This is a genomic window from Ensifer sp. PDNC004, assembly GCF_016919405.1.
Lineage (GTDB): Bacteria > Pseudomonadota > Alphaproteobacteria > Rhizobiales > Rhizobiaceae > Ensifer.
Window position 1 is genome coordinate 3888096 of the sequence record NZ_CP070353.1, and the last position, 14371, is coordinate 3902466.

At 59.9% G+C, this 14371-nt stretch carries 17 protein-coding genes; 6 read left to right on the forward strand and 11 right to left on the reverse strand.

Annotated elements, in window-relative coordinates:
* Nucleotides 1–46: 46 nt before the first annotated feature.
* From JVX98_RS26995 to JVX98_RS27035, 9 genes are all read right to left on the reverse strand, one after another.
* A complete protein-coding gene (locus JVX98_RS26995) occupies nt 47–1156 on the reverse strand; it encodes a DegT/DnrJ/EryC1/StrS aminotransferase family protein (RefSeq protein ID WP_192447018.1) in 1110 nt (369 codons plus the stop codon).
* A 107-nt stretch (nt 1157–1263) separates the two neighbouring features.
* Nucleotides 1264–2415 (reverse strand): class I SAM-dependent methyltransferase, encoded by a 1152-nt coding sequence (locus tag JVX98_RS27000; protein ID WP_205238044.1) that lies wholly within the window; start codon nt 2413–2415, stop codon nt 1264–1266.
* Complete coding sequence (locus JVX98_RS27005) at nt 2412–3269, reverse strand: phytanoyl-CoA dioxygenase family protein (RefSeq protein ID WP_192447016.1); 858 nt, start codon at nt 3267–3269, stop codon at nt 2412–2414. Before JVX98_RS27005 ends, JVX98_RS27000 begins: the two co-directional genes overlap by 4 nt.
* Before the next feature lie 177 nt (nt 3270–3446).
* Nucleotides 3447–4160: a metallophosphoesterase gene (locus JVX98_RS27010; protein ID WP_192447015.1), complete on the reverse strand. Its 714-nt coding sequence runs from the start codon at nt 4158–4160 to the stop codon at nt 3447–3449.
* On the reverse strand, nt 4157–5143 hold the full coding sequence (locus JVX98_RS27015) for an ATP-grasp domain-containing protein (RefSeq protein WP_205238045.1): 987 nt from the start codon (nt 5141–5143) through the stop codon (nt 4157–4159). The genes JVX98_RS27010 and JVX98_RS27015 overlap by 4 nt, the downstream gene beginning before the upstream one ends.
* Complete coding sequence (locus JVX98_RS27020) at nt 5143–6018, reverse strand: NAD(P)-dependent oxidoreductase (RefSeq protein ID WP_205238046.1); 876 nt, start codon at nt 6016–6018, stop codon at nt 5143–5145. The genes JVX98_RS27015 and JVX98_RS27020 overlap by 1 nt, the downstream gene beginning before the upstream one ends.
* Nucleotides 6015–6740 (reverse strand): bifunctional 2-polyprenyl-6-hydroxyphenol methylase/3-demethylubiquinol 3-O-methyltransferase UbiG, encoded by a 726-nt coding sequence (locus JVX98_RS27025; RefSeq protein ID WP_205238047.1) that lies wholly within the window; start codon nt 6738–6740, stop codon nt 6015–6017. Before JVX98_RS27025 ends, JVX98_RS27020 begins: the two co-directional genes overlap by 4 nt.
* Complete coding sequence (locus JVX98_RS27030) at nt 6737–7453, reverse strand: WbqC family protein (protein WP_205238048.1); 717 nt, start codon at nt 7451–7453, stop codon at nt 6737–6739. The genes JVX98_RS27025 and JVX98_RS27030 overlap by 4 nt, the downstream gene beginning before the upstream one ends.
* A 56-nt stretch (nt 7454–7509) precedes the next feature.
* Nucleotides 7510–8262 (reverse strand): cephalosporin hydroxylase family protein, encoded by a 753-nt coding sequence (locus tag JVX98_RS27035; protein ID WP_205238049.1) that lies wholly within the window; start codon nt 8260–8262, stop codon nt 7510–7512.
* Nucleotides 8263–8450: 188 nt separating this feature from the next.
* Here JVX98_RS27035 and rfbC point away from each other — a divergent pair, with 188 nt between their 5' ends.
* The 5 genes from rfbC to JVX98_RS27060 all read left to right on the forward strand — a co-directional run bounded on the left by rfbC (nt 8451) and on the right by JVX98_RS27060 (nt 11592).
* Nucleotides 8451–9011 (forward strand): dTDP-4-dehydrorhamnose 3,5-epimerase, encoded by a 561-nt coding sequence (gene rfbC / locus JVX98_RS27040; RefSeq protein ID WP_192447010.1) that lies wholly within the window; start codon nt 8451–8453, stop codon nt 9009–9011.
* A gap of 64 nt (nt 9012–9075) precedes the next feature.
* Nucleotides 9076–9546, forward strand: a complete 471-nt coding sequence (locus JVX98_RS27045; protein WP_034794215.1) for an aminoacyl-tRNA deacylase — start codon at nt 9076–9078, stop codon at nt 9544–9546.
* A 228-nt stretch (nt 9547–9774) separates the two neighbouring features.
* A complete protein-coding gene (locus JVX98_RS27050; protein WP_246764959.1) occupies nt 9775–10089 on the forward strand; it encodes a hypothetical protein in 315 nt (104 codons plus the stop codon).
* A gap of 275 nt (nt 10090–10364) precedes the next feature.
* Nucleotides 10365–11042, forward strand: a complete 678-nt coding sequence (locus tag JVX98_RS27055) for a L,D-transpeptidase (protein ID WP_205238051.1) — start codon at nt 10365–10367, stop codon at nt 11040–11042.
* A 13-nt stretch (nt 11043–11055) separates the two neighbouring features.
* Complete coding sequence (locus JVX98_RS27060; RefSeq protein ID WP_205238052.1) at nt 11056–11592, forward strand: OmpA family protein; 537 nt, start codon at nt 11056–11058, stop codon at nt 11590–11592.
* A 213-nt stretch (nt 11593–11805) separates the two neighbouring features.
* On the opposite strand, the gene JVX98_RS27065 is transcribed toward JVX98_RS27060, so the two are convergent.
* Both JVX98_RS27065 and JVX98_RS27070 read right to left on the reverse strand, forming a co-directional pair.
* Nucleotides 11806–12234 carry a very short patch repair endonuclease gene (locus JVX98_RS27065; RefSeq protein WP_256442665.1) on the reverse strand — a complete coding sequence of 143 codons (429 nt, stop codon included), beginning with the start codon at nt 12232–12234 and terminating at the stop codon, nt 11806–11808.
* 17 nt (nt 12235–12251) lie between these two features.
* Nucleotides 12252–13286, reverse strand: coding sequence for a DNA cytosine methyltransferase (locus JVX98_RS27070; RefSeq protein ID WP_205238053.1), 1035 nt, complete (start codon nt 13284–13286; stop codon nt 12252–12254).
* Nucleotides 13287–13353: 67 nt separating this feature from the next.
* Between JVX98_RS27070 and JVX98_RS27075 the strand changes: the two genes are divergently transcribed.
* Complete coding sequence (locus JVX98_RS27075) at nt 13354–14367, forward strand: hypothetical protein (RefSeq protein WP_205238054.1); 1014 nt, start codon at nt 13354–13356, stop codon at nt 14365–14367.
* Nucleotides 14368–14371 lie beyond the last annotated feature (4 nt).

Genomic DNA, 14371 nt, shown 5'->3' on the forward strand with positions numbered 1-14371 from the left:
AATATCCCGGCGACCTTGCGCGGAGGTGGTCTGCGCGCGCCCGAATTCAGGCGGCGAGGCAGCCGCGCAGGACCTCGACCACGCGGCCGATCTCGTCGGATGTCATGTCGTGATAGCTCGGCAGATTGATCGCACGGCCGGGCAGGTCATAGGCCACGGTGTTTGCCGGCGCCTCGTCAAAGGGCGGCAACGAACTCAGCGGCCAGAAGAAGACGCGGGCGTCGATGTTCTCGGCCGCAAAGGCACCCTGCAGAGCGTCTCGGGTGACGCAGGTTTCCGGCGCAAAGACGACGGTCGGCATCCAGAAACCGTTCTTCGTTCCCTCCGGCTCCGGGTTCATGGCAATGGCGTTCACGCCAGCAAGTTGCTCGCGATAGGCGTAGAAGATCTCGCGCTTGCGATCGACGAGCTCGCCGACACGCTCGATCTGTGCCAGGCCGATGGCGGCCTGCAGGTTCGACATCTTGTATTTGAAGCCGATCTCGTCCGGCCAGAACTGCTTTTTCTGCCCCCGCGCGCGGCCGTGATTGGAGAGCGTCAGCACCTTTTCATAGAGCGTCTCGTCGCTGGTGACGAACATGCCGCCTTCGCCCGTCGTCACGGTCTTGGTGCCGTGGAAGGAGAAGGCGCCAAAGGCGCCGAGCGATCCGGCCTTGCGGCCATGCCACTCGGATCCGAGCGCCTCTGCGGCATCCTCGACGACGGGGATGTTGTGCCGGACGCCGATCTCAAGCAGGCGGTCCATGTCGCAGAGATTGCCGTAGATATGGACGGCGATGATCGCCTTGGTCCTTGGCGTGATCGCTGCTTCCGCCTTTTCCGGATCGATGCACCAGCTGTCGGCAAGCACGTCGACGAAGACCGGTTTCGCGCCGAGGTGAACGATCGGTGCGGCAGACGCCGTCCAGTTGGTGTCCGCAAGGATCACTTCGTCGCCGGGTCCGACGCCGAGTGCGGCAAGGCCCATATGCAGTGCGCCGGTGCAGCTCGATGTCGAGATCGCGTGCGTCGTGCCGAGATGCGCGGCAAAGGCCGCCTCGAAGCGGTTGATATAGTCGTAGCAGCGCTCGCCCCAGCCATTGGCCGCCGCATCGGCCGCATAGGCCACTTCACGGTCCGTGATCGAGGGTTTGGTGTAGAGGATGCGGGGTTTCATGGGGAGCGCCGTTTGGTCATAACTGGGACGTTCGTCGAGGTCTGGAAGCCGGGCGGGTGTTGAAAGTATCCGTCCCCCGGCGTCGACCGTTTTACCATCGGCTCTCGTCAGAGCCAGACGTGGTCAAGCCCGGTTCGCTTCAGCCAAGGCTGCGCGGCGATCGCGGCGCGGGCCTTCAACGGATTGAGGCCGATGAACAACGCTTCGGCTTCCTGCGGCAGTTCCTCCGGCGGAAGGACCGGGACCCCAAAAAGCGTGGCGCCCTTCATGTTTTCGTTGCGGTCGAGGAATGCCACGACATCGACCGCCTCGCCGATGCGACCGTAGATCCAGCTTCCATAGAAACCGGCGCCATAGATCGCGACCTTGCGCTTGCCATAGCGCTCGACGCCGTCCTTCAGGGTTTCGGCTGCCTGGTTCCAGAAGGCGCAGATGTCGCGCGCCCGTTTGGCCGCGTCGGCAGCTTCAGCCGACGGCGCGGCTTTTTCGATCGGCGCCTCGGCGCGCCTTGCAACGACGAAGAATGCGCCGGGGAACGAGGTGCTGTCGACGGTCTGCACGTCGAAACCGGCGCTCGCCACGGCGTGTTCGATCGACGCCGCGCTGAAATGGTTGAGATGATCAGCGACTGCCATGTCTCCCGGGTTGCCGGCGACGTCGGGCACGGAGAACAGGAAAATGCCGCCCGGTCGCATCAGGTCGCGCACCGTGCGCAGGAAGCCCACGGGGTCGGCTACGTGCTCGATGACGAAATGACTCATGACGGCGTCAAACGTACCCTGCCAGGCCTCGGGTACCGAATAGGTGGCTTGTGCCGCCTCCGGCACCCAACCCTGCCAGGCGGGCGCATAGTCGGAACTGACTTCGAAGACGTGCGGACGCAAATCCTTGCGGGCGGCGGTCATCTTGCGAAGCGTGTCAGCCTTGGCGGCGCCGTAGTCGAGGATGCTCGCGCCCTCAGGCAGGTCCAGCAGTCGCAGCGACAGGGCAGCCTGATGGTCGGTACGATAGGTGATCGTGCCATCGGCTGCGACCGAAAAGATCTGGTCGTGGTTCTCGCTGCTCAACGAGATCCGGTATTCCGTGTCATAAAAGGCCTGAATGTCCGGGATGTCGTCGCTTTGCGCGTGCCCGCAGGTTCCGCACACGAAGACACGCGTAGGCACGTCGAGCAGGGTCGTGCCCGAAGTCAGCGCCGGTGCCGGCGCTTCATAGGATGGGGCGCCGATGTGGGTGCCGCAAACTCGGCAGGTGGTCATGCGAGTTCTCCCTGGGGTGCGACCAGTTCCGGCAGCACTTCGGCATAGTTGACGCCTGCCGCGAACGAGCCCTTCCAGCCGATGCGGATGCCGACCGGCTCGGCGTAGTTGAAGTAGCGGAACTGGATGCTCCAGCGCGGCGTCTCTGAAACATTGTGACCGGACTGGTGCAGTGTCAGGAAATCCATGAGGATCAGGTCGCCGGGCTTGCTCAGCGGAGCCACGTGCTTGTAGCGAGCCAGACGCTCTTCGCCCTTGTGCAGGAAGAGCGAATAGGCGCCGGTCTTACCGAGGCCGGCATCATCTTCATAGACCGGAACGAACCCTTCGGCCTGCGAGCCCTCGGCGATCTGAACCGGCCCCATGTCGGCTGTGACCGGCAAAAGCGGTGTCCAGAAGACGATGCCGTCGACGCTGCGCAACTGGCCGGGAAATTCCTGATGCCACTGGGCGCGGAACTTTTCTTCACCGGGGTTGTCGATGCGGATGCCATATCCTCCGGCAGCGAGACCCGGGACGCTTTCCGGTCGAAGCGCCTTGAAAACCTCGTCGTTGGCGGCGGAGCTCACGAGCCGCATGAAGGCGGGAATCTGCTTCACAGCATCATAGACTTCACCGCCCCAGGAGCGATTGACCGCAATCAGCTTGCGATAGGCGATAGTCATCGCCTCGTGCGCGGTGCCTGTCGGTGCATCGACGCCGTATTTCTTGCAGATCAGCTCAAGGATCTGGCGGATGCCTTCCTGGATCGGCTCGATCTGCGACTGGGCGTCGTAGAAGCCGGGCACGACGTGGTAGCCCTTAGCTGCGAATTCCTGGCGCGCGCTTTCGGAAATGATGGTGCCGTTTTTCATGATACGCCTGCTTCCTCCTTCAGGAATTCCTGCCGTGAGACGGTCGTCGGTAAAGTGCTCGGCGCATCGGGACCGGTGCGCGCGATGAGGTCCAGCATGGAACCTAGTGGGTGAAGCTTTCGCCGGGCTGTGGCGGTGCCCCGCCGTGGCGGACGCCTCCTTAAGCATCGCTTGCCCTCAAGCAGGCAAGTCACCAGCCGCGTCTGCCACGACGATCTTGTCGATGCGTCCACCAATCTGCGCGCCGATATAGAGGTTTTCATAGTGGCGAGGAGGGAAACCGGCCTGCCGCATGTGGTACGCGGTCCGGTCGATATCGTAAGCGACACGGTGCAGTTCGATGGTGCCGTCTGACGACAAGAGGGCAAAGGCTGCCCGGGGGTCGCCATCGCGCGGCTGGCCGACCGAGCCCGGATTGCAGAAGACCTTGCCGCCGATCTCCAGGCGGGCCTGCACATGAGTATGTCCGGCAAAAAGCCGTTCGCATCCGTCGGGAAACTGCGCTTCCGAGACCTTGTAGAGGTATTCGTCGATCGGGTCCTGCCAGCTTCCGTGGACGAAATATGTCGATCCGTCAATGACGTGGGATCGCGAGCCCGCGAGCCATGACCGCTGGTCCTCCGAGATGATGCCCCGTTGGTACTCGATGATGTCATTCACCATCTTCGAGCGCGGGCAACCCTCTCCGCTGACGATGTAATAATCGTGATTGCCCATGAGGTTGGTAATGCCGCGTGCCTTCAGCACGTCGATGCAGTCGCCCGGCTGGGCGTAGTATCCGACGACGTCACCCAGCGACAGGATCGATCCGCATCCGAGTTCGTCGATGCGGGCAAGGACCGCTTCCAGGGCAGGGAGATTGCTATGGATGTCGGAAATGACCGCGATCACAGGACGACCAGGTCTTCGGAGTAGCGCCAGGCTCGACCGGATTTGACCTCCGGTTCCGCGGGCTCCTTCCCGTGCAGATAATAATCCAGCGCCATCGCCGCTTCGTTGTAGCCGAAGGCCGCGCGCAATGACGTGCTGCTCGAAAAGCGTGGGTTGATCTCCAAGAGGTAGGGGATCGTTCCCTCCAGTCGGAACTGGTAGTTCGTCGGCCCGAGTGGCTTGAAGTGTCGCGATAGCCTGCGCACGGCCTCGGTCAGCAGAGGCTCATCGACCACTTCGGCATATTGGGTGTTGCCGGCGACGGAGAGCCTACGCTTGAAGGTGATCGGCGACAGCGTCGTGCCGTCGCCGAAACCGAAGGCGCCGACGGTGTACTCCTGGTCATTGCTGCCGACGTATTTCTGCACCAGGAAGTCATCCGGGCTCTTTTGCGTCCAATAGTCGAAATCGGCCGCGTCCTTCAGCAATGCGATGCCCCGGGAGCCGTTGCCGCGACGCGGCTTCAGGAGCAGCGGCAAGGGGCCGAGCTCGCGCGTGCAATCGTCGAGGCTGCGGCTGAGCGTGCTCGGAATGGCGGGGAAGCCCGCTTGCAGCAGCGCCTCGCCCATGTCCCACTTGTCCTGTCCGAGGTCGATCAGCGCGGAACTATTCAGGACAATTCGCGCGTCCGTGGTCTCGAAGAGCGCCCGGTGTTCGCTGAAAAAGAGGACATCGAGTTCCAGACCCGGAAGCACCAGCGCGACGTTTTCTCGCCGCAGCAGTTCCAGCCAGAATTCGAGATATTCGGGAGACGTCTCGTCACAGGACGGCTTTGCGACAAAGTGGTCGCAGAAGTGTCGGCCGATGCCATTGGCGTCACGGTCGATGCCTATGATCCGGACCGGCCTATCGAGCATGCGCAGCGATGCGACGATGCCCTGGCCTATGATGGCTCCGACTGCGGTCACCACGACCGTCACGGCTTGCTTTGCGTCGTCGTACATCAATTCACATCCATCGGGCCGAACGCTTCGGCGGTGCCTGCCGACCGGATCATGCCAATTCCGTCGCGCATCGCGATAAGCGGCGGCATCCCCAGTTTGGACAATGTTTCCCCACCATCCGGAAAGTTTACCCTGCGGAAGGGCGCTTTCTCCGCCGCAATCACGACGCTGCCCCCGAGCCCGAACGTCTCGTAGGCGACTGCAGCGATCGCGTCGCAGGTCATGGCTTCCGGGTGGACTGCGTTGCAGATGCCTGACGTCTTCGTTTCAGCGGCCCGGATCATCATGTTGGCCGCATCTCTCACGTGTAGAAAGTTGCGCGTGCCGTGGGACGCGGGCATGCGGATGTCGAGCCCTCGGGACGCGTAGGCGACGATGCGTCCCATCCACGGCTGATGGAGGCAGCAACGGCCCTCTATGTCATAGAGCTGCGAAAACCGAAGGCTGCAAAAGCGAAAACCAAGCTTCTGCGAACTCCATTCCAGGATCTGTTCTGCTATTTTCTTGCTGAGGCCGTAGGACGTCAACGGTGCCGCATCCAGCGTCTCGTCGGAGGAAAGCGATCCGGCATAGACGACGGCACGTACGTGCAGCGATCTTGCGAGTTCGGCGACGTGAACGGCGCTTGACGCATTTGCGGCAAAGTTTTGCTGCACGCCCGATGGATCATCGGCGGCGAAGCTCGCAGCGCAATGGAAGAGGACGTCGGCCGTCAGGTTGTCCGATACCTTAGCCGGTCCTGCCGCGAGGTCGAAGGCGATGTCGTCCGTCTCCGTCCTTCCAACACTTATGGTTTGGACGCCTCGGTGCTGCAGGCGCGCGACAAGCTGGGCTCCCAGCATCGAACGCGCGCCGATGACGGCAGCAGTCTTCATGCCAGTTCCGCTTCCATCAGCAGGCCGACGCAAAGATCGGGGAACTCGATGCCGACCTTGAGCATGGCCTGCAGGTTGGCTTCGAAATCGGGCAGCGTCTGCAACACCGGCAGCGGCAGCGGCTTCAGATAGATGCCTTCCTCGTGCACAACGCGGAAGCCCTGATTTTCGATCTCTGCGCGGAACGTATCGCGGCAATATTGGCGTTTGTGGCCGAGCGCCAGGTCGTTGGCATTCAGGCTGTAGATGTCGTCGATCTTGCCAAGCTCCACGCCCAATCGTCTGTTCATGGACTTGGCGTTGGGAACGGCGGCAAACAGTCGGCCATTGGGCTTGAGAAAGCGGCGGAATCGGTCAAGGACAAAGGCGGGATCGTCGACATGCTCGAGAACGAAGCCCATGATGATGACGTCGAAGCGCTCGTCCGTTTCGAAATCTTCGAAATAGGAAAAGACGATCTCGCCGGAGAAGTCCGGGCTGTTTTTCCTGAAGAGATCGATGACGAGTTGTGAGCCTTCAACGATAACGTGCCGGTCACACACCTTGCTGAAGAGGTGAGGGGTGTAGCCGTGGCCGATCCCGAGGTCGAGCAGCGACTGGCATCGGCCGAAGCGCTCGACCATGCGCTGCGGATACCAGTTGAGAATGAGATTGTTCTCGATCGATGTGACCGCGTTTGGAAGATATTCCGACGTCACATTGTCCAGGTTCTCGGCTTTCACTGGGTAAACTCCTTCCAATCGACGGTTCCGGAATGCACGAAAGTTGCGCCTTGGGTTCCGCAATTGGCAACGAGGTCCAATGCGGTCACATAGGGTGTGAAGTCTCCGTGCATCTGCGGATAGGGTGTTCGTTCGTAGTTCATGTAATGAACGGAAATGCCGTTCTGCCCGAAGAGGTCGTGATCGAGATAGTTCCGGGCGCCATGGCCGGTAATGTACGTCGTGCCTTCAAGATGCGCGGTGATGTCGTACACTCTCTCGCTGCTCGCCCCGCCAATGGTGAGCGCGTCCGATGAAATGAACGCCGGCCGGTCCAGCTTGAAGTAGCTTGCAAGCGCGAGCATGGAATTGCGCGCGATATCAGCAATCGTTGGCGCGTCCTTGGCAAACACGTCATCGACCAGGTCCAGCATGTCCTTGAGGAATGGCGCCTTCCCATAGGCCTGCCGCAGCATGTCGCGATGGCTTCTGCGCCAATCGGTGCGATCGTCGATCAGCACCTCATCTATCCGCTGTCCGAGACGAAGGTCTTTCAAAGGCACGCTCAGCCAGCGGATGCCGTTCTGAGTCTTGATCTGCACGCGGTTGGTGAAGCTGCCGCGCGAGAACTGCACATCGTCATAGTGGACGAATACGTCCGCCAGCCTGATCTGCTCCAGCATCCCAACCCAGGGAAAGTACATGGATTGTGAGATGACAATGTTTCGAGTCATCCGGTGCTCGCGATCGAGAGTTGGAGAGCAGCGCCAGGGTGTTCTTGCGGGCGGCCCTACTTGTTGATGCAGCGCAGATAGCCTCCGGGCGAGCTGGAAAGCACCAGCTTCCCGTTGATAACGTCGTCGGTCTCGAAGCGGTCGGTTTCTTTGAGGTAGGCGGTCAGCGCCGCATAGGGTTCGTCGCCCGGATGCCAAATCTTGGAACGTTTCGTCGGCGTCTTCGGAGCCTCGCCGTAGCCGAGCAACGTATCCGCGACGACGATGTATTGGCCTTGGGTCACCAGCGGTCCGTAGGTGCGCAATTCATCCAGCACATGGTCGCGGCTGTGGTCGCTGTCGAGCACGACCATCACCGAGGCGCCCTCGGGGATTTCCGCCTTGACCTTGGCCAGTGTTTCCGCCGTCGTCGACGGGCCTTCGATCAACACAATGCGCGAGGACATCGGGTGCTTTTCGATGGAGTCGCGGTTATGGGCGCGGATGTCGATATCGACGCCAATGACTTTGCCCTTGCCGATCAGCTGCAGCATCGCCGCCATGAAGATCACCGAGCCGCCGCGCGCGACGCCCGTTTCGATGATGATGTCGGGCTTGGTGTTCCAGATGACTTCCTGGGTCGCCATCACATCGGCCGGCATCTGGATGATCGGCACGCCCATGAAGGACCAAAGATAGGAGTAGTCGTATTTGTCGAGCGTTACCAGGGTGTCGAGCGACTGCTGGAAGGCGTCCTCGTCCTTGCCGAGCGCGAGCGCCATTTCCGTCTTGTGGGCTTCGAATGCGAGACGATCGTCTTCCACTGCCATTGCTGCCTGACACCCTTTTTCGGATACAACCTACGGATACGCCTCGACCGCGAATCGCGATAAATGGCGCTTTCACCGATTCGTAACGCTTCCTGTGAACGCTTTCATGTCGGCAATTGCAAATACGGTCAAGGCCGGTTTCTTAAGGGCGAAAAGACGGGTAGAGCTTGGTTCTGGCGGAAGGAACCATGTCGCGATTCGATCGAATTTCTACATCCATAGCGGGTCTCATCGTCGTCGAGCGGCAACGCAGGGGCGACGATCGCGGTTTCTTCTCGCGCTTCTTCTGTCGCGAGGCGCTGGCCGATTTCGGCGGCGATGGAAAGATCGCGCAGATCAACCACACCCTGACGCAGGCAGCAGGCACGATCCGTGGCCTGCACTTCCAGCATGCGCCGCATGACGAGGCTAAATTCGTCTCTTGCCTTTCCGGCGCGGTCTTCGATGTGGCGGTCGACCTGCGACCGGATTCTCCGACCTATCTGCAATGGCACGGCGAAGTGCTGAGCGCGGACAACGGTCGCTCGATGATGATCCCCGGCGGTTTCGCCCATGGGTTCCAGACGCTGACCGAGGATTGCGAGCTGATCTATCTGCACGACAAGCCCTATGCGCCCGAGGCCGAAGGCGGGCTCAACCCGCTCGATCCGAGGCTCGCGATCGACTGGCCCTTGCCGGTCTCGCAGATGTCGCCGCGCGACCAGGCGCTCCCCTTGCTGCCGAACAGGATCGCCGCCGCACGTCGTTGACTTCGTGAGGGATGGGAGGACAATGACCTCTCCGCGCCACCACGAGAGAGAAGGGGTGTCGACGATGACGATCGCCAGAAAACTTCAGGACTATATCGACGGTTCGGGTGTCGCCTACGACACCGTTGACCATCACCGCACCGCGACCACCAGCCAGACGGCACGAGCCGCGCATGTGCCGGGCAGCCGGCTTGCCAAGTCCGTGGTGGTTCACCACGAAATGGGCTACGTGCTCGCCGTCGTGCCAAGCACGCACCGGGTCGAACTCTCGACCCTGCAGGACGTGATGGACCGCCGCCTCGGCCTAGCGTCGGAAGAGGAAGTCTGCAATCTCTTCGCCGATTGCGACATCGGCGCCGTGCCACCGGTCGGTTCGGCCTATGACGTTCCGGTTCTGCTCGACGAAAGCCTCGGCGATGTGAGCGACGTCTATTTCGAGGGCGGCGATCACAGGACGCTGGTGCATATGAGCGGCGCGAATTTCCGCAACCTGATGCGGGGCGCACAGATCGCCCGCTTCAGCCATCCGGCGTGACGGGTCGGTCGGAACGCGCTCACTTGCGCTGGCGTGCCGCTGGCCGCCAATCCGTGGCACCATCCGCTTGAAGCGGGAAGGGGCCGCCAACCGGTGGTAGAGAGTTGCTGTACCCGATTTTGGCCAGTCAGGCTTGTCGAAGCGCACGCTTGGCGGCACCATCGCGCTCGCCGGACACCTTTATCTAGCTGGGTTGGGGGATCGATGGTGCGCATACGCTCTGCGAATATGTCCAAGTCTCTGGCAGTACTGCTGGTTGCGGCCAGCGTTCAGGCCTTCGGCTCTTCGGCACATGCCGAAGGCGTCCTGTTTGATCAATTTCCGTTTGCCGTCGCCTGCGAATACAAGGGCACGCAGCACGCCTTCTATCTGTCCAAGATGACGGAGGACAGCACCGCGACCTACATGGCCTCGGACAACTTCGCCGGCACGATCACGCTGCATGGCGAGGCCAAGGCGGTTGGCTCCGATGCCGGCGGAAGCTGCCTTGGAACGACGCTCGCGGAGCTGCGAGCCTCAGGGCAGGCACGCGATATCAAGTAATCTGCCTTGTGTTGTCGGCGATCGCGGCCGATGCTCGCCCGGTGCTTGAGATGCGCCCGGCGCAGCGTCGCCTTGTGGCGGTGAGGCGAAGGGAAGCTCATCTGCTGTGAGCTTTGATGGTGTCTCCTACCTGCCCTGTTGGCGTCCACAGTGAGAAGAGCCGATCTATTGGGTGGCCGTCATGAAAGAATCGATGCTTGAGAATTTTCTGTTGTAGCAGTTCAAAAATCTGATTTACTGCAGCCTCGCTAATTGGCTTTCGGGGGATATTGCCGATGGTGTGGACCCGCAGGGAAACTATGCTTGGTGGTTTGGCGCTGCTTGGCGCGAACGCGCTTCAGAGCCCGGCACTCGCAAAGGCGACATCCTATTTTTCCGGCCCGGCCGTCGATAACGGCGTCACGTACCGGAGCACCAATTTCGCCAATATCGACAGGAAATGGCAGCGCCAGGTCGTCAAGTATTTCAGCAGCGAGCCGATCGGCACCGTCGTCGTCGATACCAGGCACCACTTTCTCTACCTAATCATGGAGAACAAGACGGCCATCCGCTATGGCGTCGGTGTCGGGAAAGAGGGCTTCAAGTGGTACGGCCGCGCGACCATCGACCGCAAATCGCTCTGGCCGCGCTGGACGCCGCCGCCGGAGATGCGTGAGCGTCACCCCGAACTGCCTGAGTTCGTCGAAGGCGGTTCGCCGAAAAATCCGCTTGGACCCCGCGCCATGTATCTGCTGCGCGACGGCGTCGACACCGGCTACCGCTTCCACGGTACGCTGGAGCCGGGCAGCATCGGCAAGGATGCCTCCAGCGGCTGCATCCGCATGTTCAACGAGGATGCGATCGACCTCTACCAGCGTTGCCCGATCGGCACGGCGGTGCAGGTGCTGCCGCATATCGCCGACAAGGCCCCCGAGGTCAGCCAAGCAAGCCCGGTCGCAAATCCGGTCGAATGAGGAATATCACCCGATGCCCGCTATGACCGGATTGACGAGGCTGCTGTCGGCGGCCGCCATTCTCTTGACGCTTGCTTCCTGCAACACCACCGAAATCGCCGCGGTCGAAGAGCCAGCAGCCGTGCCGATGACCGGAAAAACCGACGATCCGGCCCCCGGCTTCGAAACCGTATCCGTCGGCACCGAGGAGGACTTTATCCTCAATGTCGGCCGCCGGACCTACTTCACCCAGGATTCTTCCACACTCGACAGCGTCGCCAAGGCGACGCTCGACATTCAGGCGGTCTGGCTCAACAGCAACCCGCGCTGGCTGGTCAAGCTGCAGGGCTTCTCCGACGACAGCGGCTCCGCGTCCAAGATGGCCACACTGTCGCAGAAACGTGCCGATGCGGTGATGGCTTATCTTGCCTCCAAGGGCGTCGATCCGAACCGCATGTGGGCCAAAGGCTACGGCAACGACCGCGAAGTCCGCGACTGCACCGAGCGCTCCTGCAAGGTCCAAAACCGCCGCGTTGTCTCCAATCTCAGGATGGAACGCGACGCGACTTGAGCTCGGCGCTGTCGGTTAAAGCGCAGCTCGATGGCGAGAACCATTGTGCACAGGCGGATGAGCGCTTTGCGGGTCAGCTCGTTTAAAGGCGAACAGTCTGGCTGAAACTTAAATGGCGCACCCGACAGGATTCGAACCTGTGACCTTTGGAATCGGAATTGAGAGAATGGGGTTGTAGCTATTTGAAATTGTAGATAGCAGTGGAGCGCTGCGCTAAGACTGCGCTAGCCCTTCGATAAAGTCGACCAAAGATTTTCTTAGCAGTTCGATATCTTTAGTTTCACACTCCCATACCGTTTTCACGTCCCAGCCTTGGCTATTGAGAAGCGCAAGATTTCTGTCGTCGCGCTCGACGTTTCTCAAGAGTTTTGCCTCCCAATATCCCAGGTTGGATTTTGGGAGTCGGCCTGCACGACAGATTTTCGGATCGTGCTGGTGCCAAAAGCAGCCGTGCACGAAGATAATCTTCCTCCGAGAAGAAAATACTATGTCGGGATGGCCCGGTAAGTCCCGCCGGTGCAATCTGTAGCGATAGCCCAGCGAATGCAGCAGTCTACGCACGGTCCACTCGGGCTTGGTATCCCGAGCTCGAATGCGCGCCATGTTTGCGCTTCTCTTTTCGGGCGAAAGCGAGTCCACCATTTCTCAGCCAAAAGCGGCTACTCGGCTGCGACCAATGACGACCTGAGTACCGTCTGCTCCTGCTCACGCATGACCTTCATAAGCCGTTCGCCAACCCATTGGGCCACCGGCGGCGTTACAGCGTTACCCACTGCATGATACCTAAGACTGTCGATTTTATCTGCTTGCTTTTCATTGAAGTCCCTTGGTCGGGTCCAATCATCCGGGAAGCCCTGAACGCGTTCAACTTCATTGGGTGTGAACCGTCTGACGCGTCCTTCAGGATACCAGACATAATTTCGCGACCAATCGGTTCCGGTATGCCGAGCCGACTCCGCATAGATACAATGGGCGACGCTTTTTACGAGGGGTCCTTTGCTAGGATCTCCAATGATTGTCTGAAAGAGGGAGGCAGATTTCTTTTCATCCTGTCTACCCTTCGCAAAATTCCAGTCGCCGCATTCGGGCTCAAAAAGTACTTGTCCGGGACTGCGTTCGTCTCGATGCATGGCAACAATGTAGACGCGACGGCGCTGCTGGGGGACTCCGAAGTCTTTACTGTTAAGCACACGCCACGCCACGCCATACCCGAGTTCGTCCAACGCTTGGAGTACGATGGCGAAGTCGCGTCCTCCGTGGCTAGAGAGAAGGCCGTGAACGTTTTCGAGGATAATTGCTCGTGGAGTGCGTCCTCTAACGAGGCGCATAAATTCGTGAAAGAGTCCAGACTGGCTCCCTCGAAGCCCCGATCGCGGCCCCATTCTTGCAAGCGAGAGGTCTTGGCATGGGAATCCTGCCGCCCAAACGTCAGCTTTAGGGATTTTTGCGTCATCGAGTTTCCTTATGTCTGAATCAATCGGTAAATCCGGCCAATGCTGGCTCAGTATCTCCCGGCAAAACGGCTTTACCTCGCAGTGAAAGTTGATGCGAAAACCCGCGCGTTCCAGACCAAGATCAAGACCGCCGATGCCCGAGAAAAAAGAAGCAACTGAGTAGGTCAGAACATCACCCTTGGAACGAAACGGGAACGTCCCGTATAAAGCATTAAAACGTTTGGTCGTCAATGCACGCATGTGTGGCGAATCAAACGACGCTGGTAGATTATAGCTATCGAATCAGTTTTCTAAAGGCCTGCTGGGAATGGCAACTTGTGGTATCCGCTGGCGTTCGTCCGGTGGCCGTGGAGAGTTTGAGTACGTCCCTTCAGGCTCGCTTGAAGATCGTAAAATTGATGTGCTTTTCGAAGCTCTTGGCGTAAACATGCCTGCCGAGGTACGTGGAGCCAAAGTGCAAGGGAAGCCTCGGCTTCGGAAGTTTGATGCGAACAATCGGCAGAAGCTTCATCTTCCGCAACTTGTAATGGCTGTCTGCCGGCTACCCGAGCCCGGCCGTGAGGACCTGTCGCACACGGTTGCGTTTCCTCTCGAAAACAAGTCATTCGTGATGGACGAAATGCACTTCGACATCATAACCGACGACGGGATCACAGCGACGTTGGCGCCGCTATATGTCTCGATACACCACACGGACTTCACAATAAATTTGCAGGACAGGCTTGAGGCTCTGGGGAAAGACCTCGCCGAAATCGACGAAATACTAGTTCGTCATCCGCAGCTTGCCGACGCCATATCTGCACACGGCGCCGCCGTGGCTAAGTGCGTCAACACGAAAGCAATTCGCGATCTTGCCGATGATGTCATCACTAGGCAGGCCACCATTTTCGGAATGACGAATGCGGGCTCTGCCATCGAGCTCGAACGGCTTCAGAACCTGCCACCGAGCGAACTCGAAGACAACATCGTTGGAATTGAAGGGCGCTTGCTCACGCGCAGCCACACCTACAAGGAGCGATCTGGGAACGCTCCCATTTTGGCGAAGCGTGATTTCAAAAGTAAGCACGGCGGGCGGCTCTTCTGTGAGGCGTGTGGCTTCGATCCCGTAGCGACCTATGGGGCAACTTCGGAACGCTGCATTGAGGCGCATCACAAGACGCCCATTGCGGAGTTGCAGCCTGACAGCATCACTCGTTCAAGCGACCTCCTGATGGTTTGCGCGAATTGCCACCGATTTGTTCACTCTCAAATTCCCTGCCTTACGCTCGAACAGGTTCGTCAGTATTTGGCGACGCCGAAAAACGTAGAGAAAGATGGTTGAAGCG